Raw genomic sequence first — 20,595 nt, 5'->3', positions numbered from 1 at the left:
ACAACGCTGTTGTTCGAATGCAGATCTATGCCACAGAATTTCATCACGGCCTCCTCAGCAAAAGTCTAAGTTCGCACCTTGAATTTTGCGCCACCTCTGTGAGGTGGGGAGGCCGGCCAGATGATTCTCAGAATTATTTCTATCAAAATAAATCTGTCCCCTTTCATTTCTTAGGAGAAGATTCCGCAGATTATGGCGGTGCGGCGGAGTCGGTTGGGGGGTGAGGCGCAGGAGTGATTGGGGCTGCTCGGCGACAAGAGACAGGTCTATATTCAAGGGGTGTCCCCCTTCAATAACATTCGCGTGGATGCTCCTGCTTCTCCACCTTCTGAGAGTCAAGCCTGGGCCTGACCACCGCACCTCCAAGCCACATATTCTTGCGCCTTTGCCTACAACCGCACCAGAATCCGCCGGCTTTTCAGACATGCCCTCGGGCTCTATCGTTTCCTTAACACTGGCCGAGCCGGCATCGATGACACTCAGGCATGCTAGCTCCCCTCGGGAAAGTCATAGGCCCGGCCGCATCAAGCTTTCGGCAGCTAGCTTTGGTGGCTCATGTTCACCGGTACACACCGTCTATATACTCAAATCATGGAACGTATCCAATCAATCAATCTCGCGCGGATAGACTGGTGTTGTACCGATCACGGTATGACGCGGGACGAGCTCGCCCGTGAGATTGGTATAGCACCTGCCAGCTTTGAAAAAGTGATGGCCGGCGAGACGGGACTGACCTTCAACCAGTTGCGTAAGCTGGCGGCCGTTTTCGGGCGAGGCACCTTGTTTTTCATGGAGCCAGGGCCGGTCAACGAGGCAAAGGTGCACTCGCCGCAGTTCCGCACCTTGAGCAATCAGAAACCGGAACTTTCGCACCGCCTGAAGCTGCTGGTTGAGCGAGTGGAGCGTCAGCGCGCAGTGTTCCTTGCACTGCGTGAGGAGCTTGAACCGACGGAGGTCGTGCGCTTCTCGCCGCCCGACCTGGCAGGCCTGAGCATCCCCGATGCGGCCAGCCGTGTGCGTGAATGGCTGGGGCTGGCGAACCGTAACAATTTCGACAGTTATCGTAAGGCCATCGAAGCGCGCGGCCTGTTGGTCTTCCGCAGCAATGGCTACAACGGTAAATGGCAGATTGCGAAGGAAAGCCCGATCCTCGGTTTTTCACTCTACGACCCTGAATGCCCGGTAATCGTCATCAAGAAGCAGGATGCAGATACCCGCCAAAGCTTCACGTTGATGCATGAGTTGGGGCACCTACTTATTCATCGGGCAAGCTCAATTGACGATGAAGAGGATTTGTATTCGGCGGACGATGAAGAGCAAGAGGCGAATGCCTTTGCCGGCCATCTGTTGGTCCCCGATCAGTTTCTGTTAAGCATTCATGACGATGAGCGCCCTGTTGAGGCGGCCGAATTTGATGGCTGGCTGGAACCACAACGCAGGGCGTGGGGTGTGAGCGGCGAGATGATCCTACGGCGTCTGATGGATGCCGGACGTTTGCCAAGCGAAGCGTATGCCGCATACCGACGGTGGAACAAGCAACGAGTGATGCCTGAAAACGAGGGTGGCAGCCGAGAGCACCGCAATCGCGAACCCCGGCACATTTTTGGCGATGGTTACGTGCGCACAGTGCTGGATGCCATGAACGCTCGTCGTATCACTCTCGCCAAGGCAAGCAGCTATCTCGACAACCTTAAGATCTCGGACCTGCACAAGCTGGAACGCTTCTATGCAGGTGTTTGATGCCTCATCCATGCTCTACGCGTGGGATAACTACCCTATCGCGCAGTTTCCGGGGCTTTGGGCATGGATGACGGATCGAGTGATGCAAGGGGTGATTCGGATGTCCGAGGTTGCCGCCGAAGAAGTTGAACACAAAGCACCGGAGTGCGTGACCTGGCTGAAGGAGGCAGGTCTGCAAAAGATGCCCGTGACCGAGGCGATCCTATTGGAAGCCTTTCGTATCAAAGGATTGCTTGAGATCGAAGAAGACAAATACGGTGCTGGGGTCGATGAAAACGATCTATATATCATTGCCACCGCGAAGCTACATGGCTGCGAGTTGGTCACGGATGAGGCGTTTCAGCCTTCTGCGAACAAGCACAAACGCAATTGGAAGATTCCTGCTGTTTGCAATATGGAAAGTGTGCAGACCCCCTGGATCAACTTCCTCGACTACATCAAGCGATCCCAAGCAGTTTTCGGATGATGACTTCAGTCATTTGAGTACAAAATCGGACTGATCTTCTGATATTTAGCTTACCCCTTCTTATCCTCAGTCAACCTGCTCAAACCGCCGCCGCTTCATGAACAACCCCATCCCCATAGCCACAGCAAAGACCGAGAGCAGCCCCAGATCAAATCCCAGCAGTCGGATCTGACTGGCCGCGACGCAACCGACCGCACCCACCAGCGCCAGCCCTAGCCACTTGCGCAGCAGGTAAGGCTTGAAAAATAGGGGGGCCAGATTTATTTTCTGCCCCCCTTCGTCAGCGCTAAAAGCCGCCCCCTTCAACATGGTAAACCTTCGGCTCCTCCGAAAAATATTCCTCCAACCCCATCATGAACAGCCGATGGTCTTCACTCGCTTCGAAGCCCAGAGAGTGGTCTTCCAGCGATTGCCACCGCACGATCAGGTTGAACTGCTCGGGCGTTTCGATCCCTTGCCCCAGCATGTGGCCGCCGTAACCCTTCGCCCGTGTAAGCAAAGGAGCGACTTCGGCAAATGCGCGTCGAAACGTTTCAATGCGTTCTTTGTGAACAGGAAGCACAGCGATTTCGTAAACCATGACGCACCTCTGAATTGGTTGAAGTCCGCACTTACGGAATGAGCGATGGCTCGACGGCAATGGCGATTTTTCCTCGAAGACCGTTGTTGGCGCTTTCCAACCGGGCATGGGCCAGGGGAATGTCGGCCAGCGAATAGACGGCGCCGACATGGGGGCGCAGCTGACCGCGGGCTATCAATGCGCTCAGCTCATCGAGCTTGCCGCGGTTTTGCCGGGTGAACACGAAGTGATAGCTCGCGTTCTTGCCCCAGGCCTGGACGAGGTTTTGTGGCTGGGCGATGTCCACGATCGAGACGACGCGGCCCAGTTGCGCGAGGACGTCGGGGCTGCGGGACAGTGTGTTGCCGCCGATGGTGTCGAATACGACATCCACGCCGTGGCCAGCGGTTTCCCGAAGGACAGCGTCGACATAATCTTCTTTCTCGTAGTCAATGATCACGTCGGCCCCCAAGTTGCGGGCGAACTCAGCGTTTGCTTCGCGCACAGTAGTGAACACCCGGGCGCCCATGGCTTTCGCCACTTGGATCGCGACATGCCCGACGCCTCCAGCGCCGCCGTGGACAAGAATGCTCTCCCCGACCCTGAGCGCCGCCCGCACCACCAGCGCTTCCCACACCGTCCCGCCCACCAGGGTCAGGCTTGCGGCCTCAAGATGGCTCAGCTCGGGCGGTTTCTTCCCGACAATGCTCTCGGCCGCGACGTGGTACTCGGCATAGCTGCCTGCCCCTTCAAATATTTGCGGGGTGTACCAGACTTCATCTCCAGGCGCGAAGGTGGTCACACCGGGCCCAACGGCTTCGACCACGCCGGATACGTCGTGGCCGGTGATGGCCGGCAGTGGCACCAGGTCGGAATAGTCGCCGCGTCGAACCTGGTAATCCAACGGGTTGATGGAAGTGGCGTGTACGCGGACCAAGACTTGTCCCGCTTGCGGAACGGGCTTGGGCACATCGCGGAGTTCGAACGATTCAGGACCGCCGAATGATTTAAGCATCATCGCTTTCATAGTAACTCCTCGTATCGATAAAAAGGGATATCGAGATATTTCGATATACTGTGGTAAAAAAACGCTACAGGTCTTTCCCAATGATCTCGGCGAGAGCACTGATGGTTGCTTCATTGCGTTTGTAATAGGTCCACTGGCCGATGCGCCTGACTTCGACCAGACCCACCCGTTGCAACGTGGCCAGATAACCGGACACCGTCGACTGCGACAGGCCGATCCCTTCCTGGATACTGCTGACGCAGACGCCGACCGTATGAACGTCACCCTCATCCTGCGGGGGGAAGTTCTTTGCCGGATCCTTCAAACCTTTCAGGATTTGGAGACGTGTCGGGTTTGAGAGGGCTTTGAATATTTCGAGTAGGTCCATGCGGCGAGGATATCGAGATTTTTCGATATGTCAATACGTGAATTGGGATAGCTCATGAGCGGGGGTTTTGAGGCTGCTTCGCAGCCTGGCGGGGATAAATCCCCTCGCCACAGGGGGCTTGGGGCGGGATCAGGCGTGGCGATCCAGTTTCTTGAGGAACACAGTCATTTCTTTTTCGGCCTGTTTGTCGCCGTGGGCGCGGGCGGCTTCAAGGCCTTGTTCCCAGGCTTGGCGGGCAGCCGGGAGGTCGCCTTGGCCTTGGTGGGCCTTGCCCAGTAGTTTCCAGGCGGCTGAATACTTGGGGTCGAGTTCGACGCAGCGTTGAAAGTGTTCGGCGGCGCGGGGGAATTCGCCGAGGTCGAGGTAGCCTTTGCCCAGGCCGAAGCGTAGCAGGGCGTTGTCCACGCCCTTGGCGAGCATTTTTTCCAGGGAATCGAGCATTTTAAAAACTCCTCATGACTAAGATCGTTCCCACGCTGCGCATGGGAATGCCTCCACGAACGCTCTGCGTTCAGCTCTTGAGGGACGCGGAGCGTCCCAGGCTGCATTCCCACGCGGAGCGTGGGAACGATCAGTGGTGGTCAGAAGAAGCTCAACCCCACATGGAACAGCTTCTCGACATCGCGAATGTGCTTCTTGTCCACCAGGAACAGGATGACATGGTCGCCGGTCTTGATCGTGGTGTCGTCGTGGGCGATCAGGACTTCTTCGTCGCGGATGATCGCGCCGATGGTGGTGCCGGGTGGCAGGCCGATGTCGCGGATGGCTTTGCCGATCACTTTGCTGGACTTGGCATCGCCGTGGGCAATGGCTTCGATGGCTTCGGCCGCGCCGCGGCGCAGGGAGTGGACGCTGACGATGTCGCCGCGGCGCACGTGGGCGAGCAAGGTGCCGATGGTCGCCAGTTGCGGGCTGATGGCGATGTCGATGTCGCCGCCCTGGATCAGGTCGACGTAGGCCGGGTTGTTGATGATGGTCATCACTTTCCTCGCCCCCAGGCGCTTGGCCAGTAGCGACGACATGATGTTGGCTTCGTCGTCGTTGGTCAGGGCCAGGAAGATGTCGGCGTCGGCGATGTTTTCTTCCAGCAGCAGGTCGCGGTCCGAGGCGCTGCCTTGCAGCACCACGGTGCTGTCGAGGGTGTCCGAGAGGTAGCGGCAGCGGGCCGGGTTCATCTCGATTATCTTGACCTGGTAGCGGCTTTCGATGGCTTCGGCCAGGCGCTCGCCGATCTGTCCGCCGCCGGCGATGACGATGCGCTTGTAGTTCTCGTCGAGGCGGCGCATTTCGCTCATCACCGCGCGAATGTTCGCTTTGGCGGCGATGAAAAACACTTCGTCGTCGGCTTCAATCACCGTGTCGCCCTGGGGCAGGATCGGCCGGTCACGGCGGAAAATCGCCGCGACTCGGGTCTCCACATTCGGCATGTGTTCGCGCAATTGGCGCAGTTGCTGGCCCACCAGCGGCCCGCCGTAGTAGGCCTTGACCGCCACCAGTTGCGCCTTGCCTTCGGCGAAGTCGATCACCTGTAGGGCACCGGGGTGCTCGATCAGGCGCTTGATGTAGTTGGTCACCACCTGTTCGGGGCTGATCAGCACGTCCACCGGGATCGCTTCGTTGTCGAACAGGTCGGCACGGGTCAGGTAGGCGGCTTCGCGCACCCGGGCGATCTTGGTCGGGGTGTGGAACAGGGTGTGGGCGACCTGGCAGGCGACCATGTTGGTTTCGTCGCTGTTGGTCACGGCCACCAGCATGTCGGCATCGTCGGCACCGGCCTGGCGCAGCACCGTGGGCAACGAGCCCCGGCCTTGTACAGTGCGGATGTCGAGGCGGTCGCCGAGGTCGCGCAGGCGTTCGCCGTCGGTGTCGACCACGGTGATGTCGTTGGCCTCGCTGGCCAGATGTTCCGCCAGCGAACCGCCGACCTGCCCTGCGCCGAGGATGATGATTTTCATCCAGTCACTCCTATCGAATCGGTCTTAACCGCGTGCGGCGGCGATCTTGATCAGTTTGGCGTAGTAGAAGCCGTCGTGCCCGCCTTCCTGGGCCAGCAACTGGCGGCCATGGGGCTGCTTCAGGCCGGCCTGGCTGGCGATGTCCAGTTCCCGGGCGCCCGGGGTGCGGGCGAGGAAGGCCTCGATCACGTCGGTGTTCTCGGTGGGCAAGGTCGAACAGGTGGCGTAGAGCAACATGCCGCCCACTTCGAGGGTCTGCCACAGGGCATCGAGCAGTTCGCCTTGCAACGTGGCCAGTGCGGCGATGTCGTCCGGCTGGCGGGTGAGCTTGATGTCCGGGTGGCGACGGATCACGCCAGTGGCCGAGCACGGCGCATCCAGCAGGATGCGCTGGAACGGTTTGCCGTCCCACCAGGTTGCGGTGTCGCGGCCATCGGCAGCGATCAGCTGGGCGTCCAGGCCCAGGCGTTCGAGGTTCTCCTTCACCCGCACCAGGCGCTTGGCCTCCAGGTCCACCGCCACCACGCCGGCCAGCTTCGGCTCGACCTCGAGGATGTGGCAGGTTTTGCCGCCCGGCGCGCAGCAGGCGTCCAGCACCCGTTGCCCAGGCGCCAGCTCCAGCAGGTCGGCGGCCAGTTGCGCGGCTTCGTCCTGGACGCTGATCCAGCCTTCGGCGAAGCCCGGCAACGCACGTACGTCACCCGGGGTTTCCAGCACGATACCGTCGCGGCTGTACTGGCACGGGATGGCCGGGATGCCCTCCTCGCCCAGCAACGCCAGGTAGGCGTCGCGGGTATGGTGGCGACGATTGACCCGCAGGATCATCGGCGGGTGGGCGTTGTTGGCCGCGCAGATGGCTTCCCATTGCTCGGGCCAGAAGGCCTTCAGGGATTTCTGCAACCAGCGCGGGTGGGCGGTGCGCACCACCGGGTCGTGTTCCAGCTCGGCCAGCAGGGCTTCGCTTTCCCGTTGGGCACGGCGCAACACGGCATTGAGCAGGGCCTTGGCCCAGGGCTTTTTCAGCTTGTCGGCGCAGCCCACGGTTTCGCCGATGGCAGCGTGGGCCGGAACGCGGGTGTAGAGCAGCTGATAGAGCCCCACCAGCAGCAGCGCCTCGACGTCGGCATCGGCGGCCTTGAATGGCTTCTGCAACAGCTTGGCCGCCAGGGCCGACAGCCGGGGCTGCCAGCGGGCGGTGCCGAACGCCAGGTCTTGGGTGAAGCCGCGATCACGGTCTTCCACTTTGTCCAGTTGGGTCGGCAGGGAACTGTTCAGCGAAGCTTTGCCACTGAGGACGGCGGCGAGGGCCTTGGCGGCGGCCAGACGCGGATTCATGAGGCGTCCACCGCTTGGCCGAGGACGGTGCCGACGGCAAATTTCTCACGGCGGCTGTTGAACAGGTCGCTGAAATTCAACGCCTTGCCACCGGGCAGTTGCAGGCGCGTCAGGCACAACGCCTGTTCACCGCAGGCAACGACGAGGCCGTCTTTGCTGGCGCTGAGGATTTCACCCGGTGCGCCCTTCCCTTCGGCATGGCTGGCCGCCAGCACTTTCAGGGCTTCGCCGTTCAAGGTGCTGTGGCAGATCGGCCACGGGTTGAAGGCCCGCACCAGGCGCTCCAGCTCGATGGCTGGGCGGTTCCAGTCGATACGGGCTTCGTCCTTGTTCAGTTTGTGGGCGTAAGTGGCAAGGTTGTCATCCTGCACTTCGCCTTCCAGCGTACCGGCAGCCAGGCCGGCGATGGCCTCGACCACGGCGGGCGGGCCGATGAGTGCGAGGCGGTCGTGCAGGCTGCCACCGGTGTCTTCGGCGCTGATGGGGGTGTTGACCTTGAGCAGCATCGGCCCGGTGTCCAGGCCGGCTTCCATGCGCATCACCGTCACGCCGCTCTCGGCATCACCGGCTTCCACCGCACGCTGGATCGGCGCCGCACCGCGCCAGCGCGGCAGCAGCGAGGCGTGGCTGTTGATGCAACCCAGGCGCGGGATATCCAGCACCACTTGGGGCAGGATCAGGCCGTAGGCGACCACCACCATCAAGTCCGGCTGCAGCGCGGCCAGTTCGGCCTGGGCTTGCGCGTCCCGCAGGGTCGGCGGCTGCAACACCGGGATGCCGTGTTCCAGGGCAAGCTGCTTGACCGGGCTTGGCATGAGTTTTTGCCCGCGCCCGGCCGGCCGGTCCGGCTGGGTGTAGACCGCGACGATGTCGTGGGGGCTGGCCAGCAGGGCCTTGAGGTGTTCGGCGGCAAATTCGGGAGTGCCGGCAAAGACGATGCGCAGGGGCTCAGTCATGGGAAGCTCTCAATTACAAAGCGGTCGCAAAAAGAAAAAGGCTTGCCGTGGCAAGCCTTTGAAAGGAGGCATCAAGCATTCTGGCGATGAAGTTTTTCCAGTTTTTTCTTGATCCGGTCACGCTTGAGGGTAGACAGGTAATCCACGAACAGCTTGCCGTTGAGGTGGTCGCACTCGTGCTGGATGCACACCGCCAGCAAGCCTTCGGCGATCAGTTCATAAGGCTGGCCGTCACGGTCCAGGGCCTTGATCTTGACCTTCTGCGGACGGTCGACGTTTTCATAGAAGCCTGGCACCGACAGGCAGCCTTCCTGGTACTGGTCCATCTCGTCGGTCAGGGTTTCGAACTCGGGGTTGATGAACACCCGTGGCTCGCTGCGGTCTTCGGAAAGGTCCATCACGACGATGCGCTTGTGCACGTTGACCTGGGTCGCGGCGAGGCCGATGCCTGGCGCCTCATACATTGTTTCAAACATGTCATCGACCAACTGACGCACTTCGTCGTCCACTACGGCCACCGGTTTGGCGATAGTGCGCAGGCGCGGGTCCGGAAATTCGAGAATGTTCAAAATGGCCATAAGCTTGATAAATGCACGTGTGAGGTAAAGTCGGGTGGCTGGCCTGGCGTGTCTTGGGATGCAGGCTACCGTTGTAAAACGTTGCCCTTGGGGGAAACAGCTCCGCAGGGCAGCGAGCCACGGGGGCTCTGGCGTTTTACGCGAACGCACATAATAAAGGGATTCACCGCATGAGGAAATCACTACTCGCCCTGCTGCTCCTGGCTTCGGCCGGTATCGCGCATGGGCAAGTGCAACTTCGGGAAGGTTTTCCCCAGCAATACACGGTGGTGACGGGGGACACATTGTGGGACATTTCCGGCAAATACCTGCGCGAGCCGTGGAAATGGCCGGAGCTCTGGCAGGCCAACCCGCAGATCGAAAACCCCAACCTGATCTATCCGGGCGATACCCTGTCGCTGGTCTACGTCAACGGCCAGCCGCGCCTGACCCTCAATCGCGGTGCCTCCCGCGGCACCATCAAGCTGTCGCCGCGCATCCGCAGTTCGCCGGTGGCCGACGCCATCCCGAGCATTCCACTGCAAGCCATCAACAGCTTCCTGCTGAGCAACCGCATCGTCGACACGCCTGAGGATTTCGACAAGGCGCCCTACGTCGTCGCCGGCAATGCCGAGCGGGTGCTCAGCGGCATGGGGGATCGGGTCTTTGCCCGTGGCACATTCGACTCGAACCAGTCGGCCTATGGCATCTTCCGCCAGGGCAAGGTCTACACCGACCCCGAGACCAAGGAATTCTTGGGCATCAACGCCGACGACATCGGCGGCGGCGAAGTGGTCGCCACCGAGGGCGATGTCACCACCCTGGCCCTGCAACGCACCACTCAGGAAGTGCGCCTGGGTGATCGCCTGTTCAGCGGCGAAGAGCGCTCGATCAACTCGACCTTCATGCCCAGCGCGCCAAAATCGGACATCAACGGGTTGATCCTGGACGTGCCCCGGGGCGTGACCCAGATCGGCGCGCTGGACGTGGTCACCCTGAACAAGGGCCGCCGCGATGGGCTGATCGAAGGCAACGTGCTGGCGGTGATGAAGACCGGTGAAACCGTGCGCGACCGCATCACTGGCGAGCCGGTGAAAATCCCCGATGAACGGGCCGGCCTGCTGATGGTGTTCCGCACTTACGACAAGCTCAGCTACGGCTTGGTGCTGTACGCCTCGCGCTCGCTGTCGGTGCTGGACAAGGTTCGTAATCCATAACGGGTCTCACAAGTTACCAACAGAGTTATCCACAGCTTGTTCCCGTTTGTACGGGGCTCATAACGGTCAAGGATGATCGCATGTCATTACCTGAATCTGCTCCGGTTTCCCCTGCGGAACTGGAGGCCCGGCTACGCCTTCACCGCTTGCCCGAACTCGGTCCCAAGCGTTTCATGACCTTGATGGAGGCCTTCGGCTCGGCCTCCAAAGCCCTCACTGCACCGGCCAGTGCCTGGCGAGCGTTGGGCCTGCCCATCGCCTGCGCCGAGGCGCGACGCAACCCGGATGTGCGTGACGGCGCCGCCCATGCATTGGCCTGGCTAGAGCGTGCGGGCCAGCATTTACTGATGTGGGACCAACCCGACTACCCGGCGCTGCTGGCACAGATCAGCGACGCGCCGCCGCTGCTGTTCGTCGCTGGCGACGCCACTATTCTGGAAAAACCGCAGCTGGCGATGGTCGGCAGTCGCCGGGCATCGCGGCCGGGCATGGACACTGCGGCGGCGTTTTCCCGCAGCCTGGCCGGGGCCGGGTTTGTCATCACCAGCGGCCTGGCCCTGGGCATCGATGCGGCGGCCCATCAGGCGGCGCTGGACGTTGGCGGGCGCACCGCCGGCGTGTTGGGCACCGGCCTGGAAAATTTTTATCCACAGCGCAATCGTCGGCTGGCGGACGCGATGATTGCCCAAGGCAGCGCGGTGCTGTCGGAGTTTCCGTTGGACGCGCCGCCCCACGCCAGCAACTTTCCACGCCGCAACCGGATCATCAGCGGCTTGTCCCTGGGGGTGCTGGTGGTGGAAGCCAGTGTCGCCAGCGGCTCGCTGATCACCGCCCGACTGGCGGCGGAACAGGGCCGCGAGGTGTATGCCATTCCTGGATCGATCCATCACCCCGGCGCCCGGGGCTGCCATCAGTTGATCCGCGACGGTGCGGCGCTGGTGGAAACCGTCGAGCACATCCTCGAAGCGTTGCGCGGTTGGCAACGGTTACCGCTGGCCGCAACGCCTGAGCCGGTGACCCATCCGCTGCTGCGCCTGCTGCATGCCGCGCCGTTGAGCAGCGAGGCCTTGGCCGACGCCAGCGGCTGGGGCTTGCCCAAAGTGTTGGCGGCGTTGACCGAGCTGGAAATGGAAGGACGCGCCACCTGTGACAACGGACGCTGGTTTGCACGCTAGGTTTTATGGGGAAGATCGGTAAACTGCCCACAGCCTTATTTGCGTTGCGGGAGAAACTTTCATGGTCAACAGTTGGCGTGTGCAACAAGCCGCGCGAGAAATTCGCGCCGGGGCGGTGATTGCCTATCCAACCGAAGCGGTCTGGGGCCTGGGTTGTGACCCGTGGAACGAGGAGGCGGTGGAGCGCCTGCTGGCGATCAAGTCGCGGCTGCCCGACAAAGGCCTGATCCTGGTGGCTGACAACATCCACCAGTTCGACTTCCTGTTCGAAGACTTTCCCGAAACCTGGATGGACCGCATGGCCAGTACCTGGCCGGGGCCCAATACCTGGCTGGTGCCGCACCAGAACCTGCTGCCGGAATGGATCACCGGCGTGCACGACACCGTCGCACTGCGGGTCAGCGATCATCCCACCGTGCGCGATTTGTGCTCGTTGGTCGGGCCGCTGGTGTCCACCTCGGCCAACCCCCAAGGGCGCCCGGCGGCGCGCACGCGGATTCGCGTCGAGCAATATTTCCGTGGGCAGATCGACCTGGTGCTCGGCGGCAACCTGGGCGGGCGCAAGAACCCCAGCGTGATTCGTGACCTGGCTACTGGCAAGGTCGTGCGCCCGGACTGAGCCCGGATACAAACTCTGCATGATCGTTCCCACGCTCTGCGTGGGAATGCCGCCAGGGACGCTCCGCGTTCCGCTTCTGGAAGGTGACGCGGAGCGTCACGGGATGCATTCCCACGCAGAGCGTGGGAACGATCAATTACAAACACCCTGTAATTCAAGGCAGGAGAATGGTCGACCCCGTCGTCCGCCGCGCCGACAGCTCGGTCTGGGCCTTGGCCGCTTCCGCCAGTGGATAACGCTGGTTGATGTCCACCGTGAGCTTGCCGCTACTGATCATCCCGAACAGTTCATCGGCCATGCGCTGCAGGTTTTCGGCATTGTTGGCGTACGTCGCCAGGGTCGGGCGGGTGACGTACAGCGAGCCCTTGGCCGCGAGAATCCCCAGGTTCACACCGTCCACCGCCCCCGAGGCATTGCCGAAGCTCACCACCAGGCCACGGGGGGCGACGCTGTCCAGGGAGGTCAACCAAGTGTCCTTGCCAACCCCGTCGTACACCACGGGCACCTTCTTGCCGTCAGTCAATTCCAGCACGCGCTGTGCGACGTTTTCCTTGCTGTAGTCGATGGTTTCCCAGGCGCCGTGGGATTTGGCGATGGCGGCTTTTTCCGGCGAGCTGACGGTACCGATCAGCTTCACGCCCAAGGCCTTGGCCCACTGGCAGGCCAAGGAGCCCACGCCACCGGCGGCGGCGTGGAACAGGATGGTTTCGCCCCCCTTGAGTTCGTAGGTCTGGCGCAACAGGTATTGCACGGTCAGGCCCTTGAGCATCACGCCGGCGGCCTGTTCGAAACTGATGGATTCGGGCAGATGCACCAGGTTGGCTTCGGGCAACACATGTACATCGCTGTAGGCCCCCAGCGGTCCGCTGCCGTACGCCACCCGGTCGCCGACCTTGAACCGCGTGACGCCTGGACCAATGGCCTCGACCACACCCGCGCCCTCGGCGCCCAGGCCCGAAGGCAGCGCCGGTGGCGGATAAAGACCGCTGCGGTAGTAGGTGTCGATGAAATTCAGGCCGATCGCCTTGTTGCTGACGCGTACCTGCTGCGGGCCCGGCTCGGCCGGCTGATAGTCGACATACTGGAGTACTTCGGGACCGCCGTGGGAACTGAACTGGATACGTTTGGCCATCTTCACTTTCTCCTTGTCGCAGACTTTTTACCAAGCCTGCTATCGGACTCCTAAGCTTGACCGTCGTCAACTGTGGCGTGGGCAAGTGCGGTGGTATCCTGTGCGCCCATTTGCCACCGGCCCGCTATACGCCGCGTAGCGTAGCCCTGATCAAGGTGACGTCATGTCCACTCGTACCGAGGCCGTGAAAGCCTATCTGCTCGACCTGCAAGACCGCATCTGCGCCGCCCTGGAAGCCGAGGACGGCGGCACGCGCTTCGTCGAAGATGCCTGGACCCGGCCGGCCGGGGGTGGCGGTCGCACGCGGGTGATCGAAAACGGCACGGTGATCGAAAAGGGCGGCGTCAACTTTTCCCACGTCTTCGGCAGCGGCCTGCCACCCTCGGCCAGCGCCCATCGGCCGGAACTGGCCGGACGCGGCTTCGAAGCCTTGGGCGTGTCGCTGGTGATCCACCCGCACAACCCACACGTGCCGACCTCCCACGCCAACGTGCGTTTCTTCATCGCCGAAAAGGAAGGCGAAGAGCCCGTCTGGTGGTTTGGCGGTGGCTTCGACCTGACCCCTTACTACGGCGTAGAAGAGGATTGCGTGCATTGGCACCGCGTCGCCGAGCAAGCCTGCGCGCCGTTCGGCCCCGAGGTGTACCCGCGCTACAAGGCCTGGTGCGACAGCTACTTCCACCTCAAGCATCGCAACGAGCCCCGGGGCATCGGCGGCCTGTTTTTCGACGACCTGAACGAGTGGGGTTTCGACACCTGCTTCGCCTTCATTCGCGCCATCGGCGACGCCTACATCGATGCCTACCTGCCCATCGTGCGTCGCCGCAAGCATGACGCGTTCACCGCCAAGCAACGGGAGTTCCAGGAGTTTCGCCGTGGACGCTACGTGGAATTCAACCTGGTCTACGACCGCGGCACCCTGTTCGGGCTGCAATCGGGCGGGCGTACCGAATCGATCCTGATGTCCCTGCCGCCGCAAGTGCGCTGGGGCTACGACTGGAAAGCCGAGCCGGGCAGCGAAGAGGCGCGGCTGACCGAGTACTTCCTGCAGGATCGCGATTGGCTGGCAACGGCCTGAACGGGGATATTCCATGGATCGCTACGTTGTAATGGGTAACCCGATCGGCCACAGCAAATCGCCGTTGATCCATCGCCTGTTTGCCGAGCAGACCGGGCAGGTGCTGGACTACACCACGCTGTTGGCGCCGTTGGAGGATTTCGCCGGTTGCGCCCGGGCATTTTTCCGCGAGGGCCGTGGGGCGAACGTCACCGTGCCGTTCAAGGAAGACGCCTTCCGCCTGGCCGACACCCTGACCGAGCGGGCTCAGCGGGCCGGGGCGGTCAATACGTTGAGCAAACTGGCCGACGGCCGCCTGTTGGGTGACAACACCGACGGCGCCGGGCTGGTCCGGGACCTGACCGTCAACGCCGGCTTCAGCCTCCAGGGCAAGCGCATCCTGTTGCTGGGGGCCGGCGGCGCGGTGCGCGGCGCCCTGGAGCCGCTGCTGGCCGAAGCGCCGGCCTCGGTGATCATCGCCAACCGCACGGTGGAAAAAGCCGAATGGCTGGCCGAGTCGTTCGCCGACCTGGGCCCGGTCTCGGCCAGTGGGTTCGATTGGCTGCAAGAGCCGGTGGACTTGATCATCAACGCCACCTCCGCGAGCCTGTCGGGGGAGGTACCGCCGATTGCCGCCAGCTTGATCGAGCCCGGCAAGACGGTCTGCTACGACATGATGTATGGCAAGGAACCGACCTCATTCTGCCGTTGGGCCAGTGAGCACGGGGCGGCGGTGTCGATGGATGGCCTGGGCATGTTGGCCGAGCAGGCGGGCGAAGCGTTCTACCTGTGGCGCGGGGTACGCCCGGACACCGCGCCGGTGCTGGCCGAGTTGCGCCGCCAATTGGCGCTGTAGGCTTCAGGCTGTTGTGGCGAGGGGATTTATCCCCGTTGGACTGCGAAGCAGTCCCAAAAAAGCGGGGCCGCTTCGCGTCCCAACGGGGATAAATCCCCTCGCCACAGATGTGCCTCAAGTCCCCCCAGTTTTTAATCCTCAAAGTGGATCGGGCAATGCTCCGGTCCTTCCAGCTTCAACAACTCCTCCACCACCTGGGGCCTGGCCTTGCGCAAGGTCAGGCTACGCCCCTGGGCGCGCAGGCGCCGGGCTTCCTGGTGGAGCATTTCCACCCCGGAGTAATCGATGAAGTTGATCTGCTGGGCATCGATGACCACCCGTTGCGCCTGCAACCGTTGCAGGCGTACTTGCAGGTAATGGCTGGCACCGAAAAAGATCGAGCCACCCACCCGCAGGATCTCCGCCTCCTCCTCGCGAAAGTGCTGCACCCGCGGCTGTGAAGTGCGCTTGAGGTAAAAGAACAACGAGGCTAGCACTCCGGCATAGATGGCGGTTTGCAGTTCCAGCAGCAACGTGGCCAGGCAGGTCAGGCTCATCACCATGAATTCGGCGCGGCTCACGCGGTACAACGCCCGGATACCACGGTGGTCCACCAGCCCCCAGGCGATCAACAGGATGCTGCCGGCCATGGCCGGGATCGGGATGTGCGCGATCAGTTTCGCCCCGGCGACCGCAAACAACGCCACCCACAAGGCCGAGAACACCCCGGCCAGGGGCGAGCAGGCCCCGGCTTCATAGCTGAGGCCGGAACGGGTAAAGGAGCCGGCCGACAAGGATCCGGAGAAAAATCCGCCAACGAGGTTGGAAAGCCCCTGCGCCCTCACCTCCTGATTCGCATCGAGCAATTGCCCGGAACGTACCGACAACGAACGGGCGATGGACAGGCTGGTGACCAGCCCGAGCATACCCACCGCGACGGCCCCAGGCAGCAAGCGCAGGATCAGCTCCAGGTCCAGCGGCAGCAGCGTCAGCGGTGGCAGGCGCCCGGCGAAGGCGCTGACCAGCGCCACATGCCCGAACATCGCCGGCCACCACCAGACCACCAGGCTGCTGATGACTAAAGTTATCAACAGGCTCGGCCAGCGCGGCAGCAGGCGCTTGAGCACCACGCCCAGCAGCAGCGTGCCCAACCCCAGCAGCAACGACGGCTTATCCACAGCCCCGATGTGCTCGACCAGCACCAGCAGGCCCCTCAGTGCCGTGGCTTCGTTCGGCAAGTCGAGGCCCAGCAGGTTCGGCAACTGCCCCAGGGCAATGACTACCGCCGCGCCCAGGGTGAAACCCAGCACCACCGAGTGGGAGACGAAATTCACCAGCGCACCGAAACGCAACAGTCCCAGCAGCCACTGGAAAATCCCCGCCAGCACCGTCAGCAGCAGGATCAAGGTGATGTAGTCCTGGCTGGCGGGCACGGCCAGCGGACTGACGGTGGCGTACAAGACGATGGAGATTGCCGCCGTAGGACCGCAGATCAAGTGCCAGGACGAACCCCACAGGCAGGCGATCAGCACCGGCACGATCGCTGCGTACAAGCCGTACTCGGGGGGCAAACCGGCAATCAGGGCGTAGGCAATGGATTGCGGCAACGCGAGAATCGCGCCGCTCAGGCCGACGATCAGGTCGCGGCCGACACTGGCGCGAGTCTGTCGAGGCAGCCAGCTCAGGAAGGGAAAGAGTGAATGGCGGGTGGGGATTGCCATGGGGCCTCAAGGATCGGGTTTGGCACAAGAGTATCAGGCGAGTGATCACCCGTGGCGAAGGCGCAAACGCTCATGGAACAAAGTGGTGAAGCGCGGACTGATCGTTCCCACGCTCTGCGTGGGAATGCATACCCTGACGCTCTGCGTCACCTGGCAGAAGCGGAACGCGGAGCGTCCCTGGCGGCGTTCCCACGCAGAGCGTGGGAACGATCTCAAATCTGAGACGGCACGACACCGTATCGGTTTAGGGAGGGCTTCGCCCTCCAGCGGGAGCAAGCTCCCTCGCCACAAGCGCAACTCACCGGCACATCGGCTTTACAGCTTGGCCTTCACCGCTGCCAACGCATCCTTGCCATCCAGGGTCTTCACACCGTCCAGCCACTTGTCCAGCACTGCCGGGTTGGCCTTGATCCAGGCCTTGGCCGCATCGGCGTTGCTGACTTTGTTGTTCACCACCTCGGCCATGATGCTGTTCTCCATTTCCTGGGTGAAGCTCAGGTTGGTCAGCAGCTTGCCGACGTTCGGGCAGGCCTGTGCATAACCCTTGCGGGTCAGGGTGTAGACGCTGCCGGTGTCGCCGAAGTATTTCTCGCCACCCTTGAGGTAGTGCATTTTCAACTGCACGTTCATCGGGTGCGGCGTCCAGCCGAGGAAGGTCACGAACTTCTGTTTCTTCACCGCCCGGGAGACTTCCGCCAGCATTGCCTGCTCGCTGGACTCCACCAGTTTCCACTCGCCCATGCCGAAGTCATTGGTCTTGATGATTTCTTTCAGGGAGAGGTTGGCCGGGGCGCCGGAACCGATGCCATAGATCTTCTTGTCGAACTTGTCGGCGAATTTGTTCAGGTCGGCAAAGTTATGCACACCGGCGTCCCAGACGTAGTCCGGGACCGCCAGGGTGAACTCGGTGCCGTCCAGGTTCTTGGCCAGTTGCGTGACGTCGCCAGTGGCCACGAACTTGTCATAGAAGCCCTGCTGCGCCGGCATCCAGTTACCCAGGAACACATCCACCTGGCCGTCCTTGAGGCCACCGAAGGTGATTGGCACCGCGAGGGTATCGACCTTGGCCTTGTAGCCCATGCCGTCCAACAGGAAACCGGTGATGGCGTTGGTCGCGGCGATGTCACTCCAACCCGGGTCAGCCATTTTCACGGTTTCGCAGCTCTGCTCGGCCCAGGCCGAAACACTGCTCAACGCCAACAGCCCAGCGGTCAGTACTGTGGATAACTTTTGCATGTGCTTCCCCTTACGTTATTGGTTTTGGCAGGGTTGTGGATAACGGGCCTTGCGCTCCAGATCGTCGAGATCGATGTGGTTACGCATGTACTGCTGGCTGGCGTCCACCAGCGGCTGGTGGTCCCAGCTCTTGAGTTTGCCCAGGGTCAGCGCCTGGGCGACAAAACGGCGACGGCGCTGGCTGGCGAGCACCTGTTGGTGAATAGCCGGAATATCCCACTTGGCCCGCGCCTCGGCGAGAAAATCGGCGAACAGGGTTTGATGCTCGGGAGATTGGCGGAGATCTTCCAGCTCCTTGGGATCGTTGCGCACGTCGAACAGCAGGCACGGGTCATCTTCGCTGTAGATGAATTTCCACGGGCCACGACGGATCATCATCAAGGGGCTGATGGTGCCTTCGGCCATGTATTCACCGAAGACTTCGTCATGCCCGCCCTGCCCTTGCAGATGCGATACCAGCGAACGACCATCCAGTGGCAAGCCGGGTTCCAGGGTACCGCCGGCCAGTTCCACCAGGGTCGGCAGCAGGTCGGCGGTGGACACCGCCGCGCCCACCCGGCTGCTGGCGAACTGTCCCGGTGCGCTGATGAGCAACGGTACACGGGCCGCCATTTCGAACCAGTGCATTTTGTACCACAGGCCCTTTTCGCCGAGCATGTCTCCATGATCGCCGGAGAAGACGATGATCGTGTCGTCCAGCAAACCGGTGTCTTCCAGGGTTTGCAGTAGCTTGCCGACGTTGCTGTCGATGTAGCTGCACGCGCCGAAATAGGCGCGGCGGGCATCACGGATCTTATCCACAGGCAGTGGTTTGTCCCACAGGTCATAGACCTTCAGCAGCCGCTGGGAATGTGGATCCAGGTCCGTTTGCGCCGGTGTCTGCGGCAACGGAATGTCGTTGTCGTCATACAAATCCCAGAATGCCTTGGGAATCGTGTACGGGTCGTGTGGGTGGGTCATCGACACGGTGAGGCAGAACGGTTGGTCACCGTCTTCGCGGATGTGGTCGAACAGGTACTGTTGGGCCTTGAACACCACTTCTTCATCGAAATCCAGCTGGTTGGTGCGCACGCAAGGGCCGGCCTGCAACACCGACGACATGTTGTGGTACCAGCTCGGCCGCACGTCCGGCTCGTCCCAGTTCACCGACCAGCCGTAGTCGGCCGGGTAAATGTCGCTGGTCAGGCGCTCTTCGTAGCCGTGCAGTTGGTCGGGACCGCAAAAGTGCATCTTGCCGGACAACGCCGTGCGATAGCCGAGGCGACGCAGGTAATGGGCGTAGGTCGGCACGTCCGCAGGAAAATCCGCCGCGTTGTCGTAGGCGCCGATCTTGCTGGGCAACTGGCCGCTCACCAACGTGAAACGCGACGGCGCGCACAGCGGGCTGTTGCAATAGGCGGCGTCGAACACCACGCCCTCGGCGGCCAGGCGCGACAGGTTCGGCAGCTTGATCGGCGAAGGACCGTAGATCGGCAACATTGGCGCGGCCATTTGATCGGCCATGATGAAAAGAATGTTCTTGCGCTTCATGTATTCGCGGCATTCCATAGTAGGCAGTTATGCGACATTGCTGCGATTGAGCATGTAGCCCCCGGGTTTTGGGGTAAAGCCCATGCAGGATAATGACTAGGATAAGCACAGCTTATGTATGAGGCCTTGGGTAACCTGTCCCTGGAATTGTTCCGTGCCTTTGAAGCCGCGGCCCGCCAACAAAGCTTTACGGCGGCGGCGATTGAGTTGGGCACTACGCAGCCGGCCATCAGCCAGCAGATCAAGCGTCTGGAAGAGCAACTGGGTACACGGTTGTTCGACCGGATCTACCGTGGCATCGAACTGACCGAGGCCGGGACAATCCTGTTCGAGCAGGTGCAGGCCGGTTTGCAAAGCATCGATGCCGGGCTGAGCGCGATCACCGCCCAACACCAGCATGAGGTGCTGCAGGTCGCCACGGATTTCGCCTTCGCCGCTTACTGGCTGATGCCGCGCCTGCATCGCTTTCACGCCGCCAACCCCCAAGTGGACGTGAGTCTGGTGACCAGCGAACGCAACCACAACATGTTGCGGACCGATATCGACGTTGCCGTGCTGTTCGGCGACGGTCGCTTCAAACAAGGCGAAAGTCGCTGGCTGTTCAGCGAAGAAGTCTTTCCGGTCTGTAGCCCGCTGCTGCTCAAGGATCGCCCCCTGCCCCTGCCCGCCCAGGCCTTGGCGGAATTTCCATTGCTGCACCTGCGCGCGAGCAACAGCAACAGCTGGTTCGACTGGAGCGGCGTATTCCGCGAGCTGGGCATCACCTCGCCGCCCGCCCCCGGGCAATTGCGCTTCGACAACTACACGCTCCTCATCCAGGCGGCGATTGGCGGCCAAGGCGTCGCCATCGGCTGGCGACACCTTGTGGATAACTTATTGGCCCAGGGGCTGCTGTGTCGTCCGATCGCCGAAACGGTGCTGTCGCGGCTGGGGTATTACGTGGTCTTGCCCCAGCGGAAACGACGCGGTGTGCTGATCAGGCAATTCGTCGATTGGCTGATGGAAGAACAAGCCAACAGTGCTGAATCGCTCACGGGGTTGCCGTTGCCTTCGATTGCGGTTTGAGGCCGTGGCGAGCGCCATGTTTTTGGGGCTGCTTCGCAGCCCAGCG

At 61.9% G+C, this 20,595-nt stretch carries 22 protein-coding genes; 9 read left to right on the top strand and 13 right to left on the bottom strand.

What is annotated here, in order from left to right; translation table 11 throughout:
* From BM317_RS30890 to BM317_RS24180, 3 genes are all read left to right on the top strand, one after another.
* On the top strand, nucleotides 1-224 hold a 224-nt coding region (locus BM317_RS30890; protein ID WP_218190558.1), incomplete at its 5' end, for a hypothetical protein.
* Nucleotides 225-591: 367 nt separating this feature from the next.
* On the top strand, nucleotides 592-1,740 hold the full coding sequence (locus BM317_RS24185; RefSeq protein WP_092476542.1) for a helix-turn-helix domain-containing protein: 1,149 nt from the start codon (nucleotides 592-594) through the stop codon (nucleotides 1,738-1,740).
* Nucleotides 1,727-2,206: a DUF4411 family protein gene (locus BM317_RS24180; RefSeq protein WP_092476540.1), complete on the top strand. Its 480-nt coding sequence runs from the start codon at nucleotides 1,727-1,729 to the stop codon at nucleotides 2,204-2,206. Before BM317_RS24185 ends, BM317_RS24180 begins: the two co-directional genes overlap by 14 nt.
* Before the next feature lie 66 nt (nucleotides 2,207-2,272).
* Here BM317_RS24180 and BM317_RS24175 read toward each other — a convergent pair whose 3' ends face one another.
* From BM317_RS24175 to def, 9 genes are all read right to left on the bottom strand, one after another.
* The gene (locus tag BM317_RS24175) at nucleotides 2,273-2,515 is read right to left on the bottom strand and encodes a hypothetical protein (protein ID WP_256574225.1); all 243 of its coding nucleotides are present in this window, start codon (nucleotides 2,513-2,515) and stop codon (nucleotides 2,273-2,275) included.
* Nucleotides 2,493-2,786 carry an antibiotic biosynthesis monooxygenase family protein gene (locus BM317_RS24170; RefSeq protein ID WP_092476539.1) on the bottom strand — a complete coding sequence of 98 codons (294 nt, stop codon included), beginning with the start codon at nucleotides 2,784-2,786 and terminating at the stop codon, nucleotides 2,493-2,495. The genes BM317_RS24175 and BM317_RS24170 overlap by 23 nt, the downstream gene beginning before the upstream one ends.
* Before the next feature lie 31 nt (nucleotides 2,787-2,817).
* Nucleotides 2,818-3,792, bottom strand: a complete 975-nt coding sequence (locus BM317_RS24165) for a zinc-dependent alcohol dehydrogenase family protein (RefSeq protein ID WP_092476537.1) — start codon at nucleotides 3,790-3,792, stop codon at nucleotides 2,818-2,820.
* 64 nt (nucleotides 3,793-3,856) lie between these two features.
* Nucleotides 3,857-4,159, bottom strand: a complete 303-nt coding sequence (locus tag BM317_RS24160; RefSeq protein ID WP_003177098.1) for an ArsR/SmtB family transcription factor — start codon at nucleotides 4,157-4,159, stop codon at nucleotides 3,857-3,859.
* A gap of 129 nt (nucleotides 4,160-4,288) precedes the next feature.
* Nucleotides 4,289-4,600 (bottom strand): tetratricopeptide repeat protein, encoded by a 312-nt coding sequence (locus BM317_RS24155; protein ID WP_092167753.1) that lies wholly within the window; start codon nucleotides 4,598-4,600, stop codon nucleotides 4,289-4,291.
* A 140-nt stretch (nucleotides 4,601-4,740) separates the two neighbouring features.
* On the bottom strand, nucleotides 4,741-6,114 hold the full coding sequence (gene trkA, locus BM317_RS24150; RefSeq protein WP_060739847.1) for a Trk system potassium transporter TrkA: 1,374 nt from the start codon (nucleotides 6,112-6,114) through the stop codon (nucleotides 4,741-4,743).
* 24 nt (nucleotides 6,115-6,138) lie between these two features.
* On the bottom strand, nucleotides 6,139-7,449 hold the full coding sequence (gene rsmB / locus BM317_RS24145; protein ID WP_092476535.1) for a 16S rRNA (cytosine(967)-C(5))-methyltransferase RsmB: 1,311 nt from the start codon (nucleotides 7,447-7,449) through the stop codon (nucleotides 6,139-6,141).
* Nucleotides 7,446-8,405 (bottom strand): methionyl-tRNA formyltransferase, encoded by a 960-nt coding sequence (fmt, locus tag BM317_RS24140; RefSeq protein WP_092476534.1) that lies wholly within the window; start codon nucleotides 8,403-8,405, stop codon nucleotides 7,446-7,448. Before fmt ends, rsmB begins: the two co-directional genes overlap by 4 nt.
* A 71-nt stretch (nucleotides 8,406-8,476) precedes the next feature.
* On the bottom strand, nucleotides 8,477-8,983 hold the full coding sequence (gene def, locus BM317_RS24135) for a peptide deformylase (RefSeq protein ID WP_003196300.1): 507 nt from the start codon (nucleotides 8,981-8,983) through the stop codon (nucleotides 8,477-8,479).
* A gap of 170 nt (nucleotides 8,984-9,153) precedes the next feature.
* Here def and BM317_RS24130 point away from each other — a divergent pair, with 170 nt between their 5' ends.
* From BM317_RS24130 to BM317_RS24120, 3 genes are all read left to right on the top strand, one after another.
* Nucleotides 9,154-10,179 (top strand): LysM peptidoglycan-binding domain-containing protein, encoded by a 1,026-nt coding sequence (locus BM317_RS24130; protein WP_060739850.1) that lies wholly within the window; start codon nucleotides 9,154-9,156, stop codon nucleotides 10,177-10,179.
* 80 nt (nucleotides 10,180-10,259) lie between these two features.
* Nucleotides 10,260-11,354: a DNA-processing protein DprA gene (dprA, locus tag BM317_RS24125; protein WP_092476532.1), complete on the top strand. Its 1,095-nt coding sequence runs from the start codon at nucleotides 10,260-10,262 to the stop codon at nucleotides 11,352-11,354.
* Nucleotides 11,355-11,415: 61 nt separating this feature from the next.
* The gene (locus BM317_RS24120; RefSeq protein WP_014335849.1) at nucleotides 11,416-11,973 is read left to right on the top strand and encodes an L-threonylcarbamoyladenylate synthase type 1 TsaC; all 558 of its coding nucleotides are present in this window, start codon (nucleotides 11,416-11,418) and stop codon (nucleotides 11,971-11,973) included.
* 154 nt (nucleotides 11,974-12,127) lie between these two features.
* Here BM317_RS24120 and BM317_RS24115 read toward each other — a convergent pair whose 3' ends face one another.
* A complete protein-coding gene (locus BM317_RS24115; protein ID WP_092476530.1) occupies nucleotides 12,128-13,105 on the bottom strand; it encodes an NADPH:quinone reductase in 978 nt (325 codons plus the stop codon).
* A 163-nt stretch (nucleotides 13,106-13,268) separates the two neighbouring features.
* Between BM317_RS24115 and hemF the strand changes: the two genes are divergently transcribed.
* Entirely contained in the window at nucleotides 13,269-14,183 is a 915-nt protein-coding gene (hemF, locus tag BM317_RS24110; RefSeq protein ID WP_092167769.1) for an oxygen-dependent coproporphyrinogen oxidase, read from the top strand.
* A gap of 13 nt (nucleotides 14,184-14,196) precedes the next feature.
* Nucleotides 14,197-15,018: a shikimate dehydrogenase gene (aroE, locus tag BM317_RS24105; RefSeq protein ID WP_092167772.1), complete on the top strand. Its 822-nt coding sequence runs from the start codon at nucleotides 14,197-14,199 to the stop codon at nucleotides 15,016-15,018.
* Between the two features lie 131 nt (nucleotides 15,019-15,149).
* Here the strand turns inward: aroE and BM317_RS24100 are convergent, their stop codons facing one another.
* The 3 genes from BM317_RS24100 to betC form a co-directional block, all read right to left on the bottom strand.
* Nucleotides 15,150-16,718 (bottom strand): SulP family inorganic anion transporter, encoded by a 1,569-nt coding sequence (locus BM317_RS24100; RefSeq protein ID WP_092167775.1) that lies wholly within the window; start codon nucleotides 16,716-16,718, stop codon nucleotides 15,150-15,152.
* A gap of 315 nt (nucleotides 16,719-17,033) precedes the next feature.
* The gene (gene choX, locus BM317_RS24095; RefSeq protein ID WP_092167778.1) at nucleotides 17,034-17,954 is read right to left on the bottom strand and encodes a choline ABC transporter substrate-binding protein; all 921 of its coding nucleotides are present in this window, start codon (nucleotides 17,952-17,954) and stop codon (nucleotides 17,034-17,036) included.
* 15 nt (nucleotides 17,955-17,969) lie between these two features.
* A complete protein-coding gene (gene betC, locus BM317_RS24090) occupies nucleotides 17,970-19,484 on the bottom strand; it encodes a choline-sulfatase (protein ID WP_092167781.1) in 1,515 nt (504 codons plus the stop codon).
* 114 nt (nucleotides 19,485-19,598) lie between these two features.
* Between betC and BM317_RS24085 the strand changes: the two genes are divergently transcribed.
* On the top strand, nucleotides 19,599-20,549 hold the full coding sequence (locus BM317_RS24085) for a choline sulfate utilization transcriptional regulator (RefSeq protein ID WP_092476529.1): 951 nt from the start codon (nucleotides 19,599-19,601) through the stop codon (nucleotides 20,547-20,549).
* Nucleotides 20,550-20,595 lie beyond the last annotated feature (46 nt).

The sequence above is a fragment of the Pseudomonas sp. NFACC24-1 genome (assembly GCF_900115235.1).
Taxonomy (GTDB): domain Bacteria; phylum Pseudomonadota; class Gammaproteobacteria; order Pseudomonadales; family Pseudomonadaceae; genus Aquipseudomonas; species Aquipseudomonas fluorescens_AA.
This window is presented reverse-complemented; position numbering and strand designations above follow the sequence as displayed.

Excerpts from the sequence above, each read along its gene's own strand:
- fmt (WP_092476534.1), bottom strand. The coding sequence starts at position 8,405 with ATGACTGAGCCCCTGCGCATCGTCTTTGCCGGCACTCCCGAATTTGCC.
- choX (WP_092167778.1), bottom strand. The coding sequence starts at position 17,954 with ATGCAAAAGTTATCCACAGTACTGACCGCTGGGCTGTTGGCGTTGAGC.
- trkA (WP_060739847.1), bottom strand. The coding sequence starts at position 6,114 with ATGAAAATCATCATCCTCGGCGCAGGGCAGGTCGGCGGTTCGCTGGCG.
- BM317_RS24160 (WP_003177098.1), bottom strand. The coding sequence starts at position 4,159 with ATGGACCTACTCGAAATATTCAAAGCCCTCTCAAACCCGACACGTCTC.
- BM317_RS24100 (WP_092167775.1), bottom strand. The coding sequence starts at position 16,718 with ATGGCAATCCCCACCCGCCATTCACTCTTTCCCTTCCTGAGCTGGCTG.
- BM317_RS24165 (WP_092476537.1), bottom strand. The coding sequence starts at position 3,792 with ATGAAAGCGATGATGCTTAAATCATTCGGCGGTCCTGAATCGTTCGAA.
- betC (WP_092167781.1), bottom strand. The coding sequence starts at position 19,484 with ATGAAGCGCAAGAACATTCTTTTCATCATGGCCGATCAAATGGCCGCG.
- BM317_RS24175 (WP_256574225.1), bottom strand. The coding sequence starts at position 2,515 with ATGTTGAAGGGGGCGGCTTTTAGCGCTGACGAAGGGGGGCAGAAAATA.
- BM317_RS24185 (WP_092476542.1), top strand. The coding sequence starts at position 592 with ATGGAACGTATCCAATCAATCAATCTCGCGCGGATAGACTGGTGTTGT.
- BM317_RS24115 (WP_092476530.1), bottom strand. The coding sequence starts at position 13,105 with ATGGCCAAACGTATCCAGTTCAGTTCCCACGGCGGTCCCGAAGTACTC.
- BM317_RS24085 (WP_092476529.1), top strand. The coding sequence starts at position 19,599 with ATGTATGAGGCCTTGGGTAACCTGTCCCTGGAATTGTTCCGTGCCTTT.
- rsmB (WP_092476535.1), bottom strand. The coding sequence starts at position 7,449 with ATGAATCCGCGTCTGGCCGCCGCCAAGGCCCTCGCCGCCGTCCTCAGT.
- aroE (WP_092167772.1), top strand. The coding sequence starts at position 14,197 with ATGGATCGCTACGTTGTAATGGGTAACCCGATCGGCCACAGCAAATCG.
- BM317_RS24155 (WP_092167753.1), bottom strand. The coding sequence starts at position 4,600 with ATGCTCGATTCCCTGGAAAAAATGCTCGCCAAGGGCGTGGACAACGCC.
- BM317_RS24170 (WP_092476539.1), bottom strand. The coding sequence starts at position 2,786 with ATGGTTTACGAAATCGCTGTGCTTCCTGTTCACAAAGAACGCATTGAA.
- hemF (WP_092167769.1), top strand. The coding sequence starts at position 13,269 with ATGTCCACTCGTACCGAGGCCGTGAAAGCCTATCTGCTCGACCTGCAA.
- def (WP_003196300.1), bottom strand. The coding sequence starts at position 8,983 with ATGGCCATTTTGAACATTCTCGAATTTCCGGACCCGCGCCTGCGCACT.
- BM317_RS24180 (WP_092476540.1), top strand. The coding sequence starts at position 1,727 with ATGCAGGTGTTTGATGCCTCATCCATGCTCTACGCGTGGGATAACTAC.
- BM317_RS24130 (WP_060739850.1), top strand. The coding sequence starts at position 9,154 with ATGAGGAAATCACTACTCGCCCTGCTGCTCCTGGCTTCGGCCGGTATC.
- dprA (WP_092476532.1), top strand. The coding sequence starts at position 10,260 with ATGTCATTACCTGAATCTGCTCCGGTTTCCCCTGCGGAACTGGAGGCC.
- BM317_RS24120 (WP_014335849.1), top strand. The coding sequence starts at position 11,416 with ATGGTCAACAGTTGGCGTGTGCAACAAGCCGCGCGAGAAATTCGCGCC.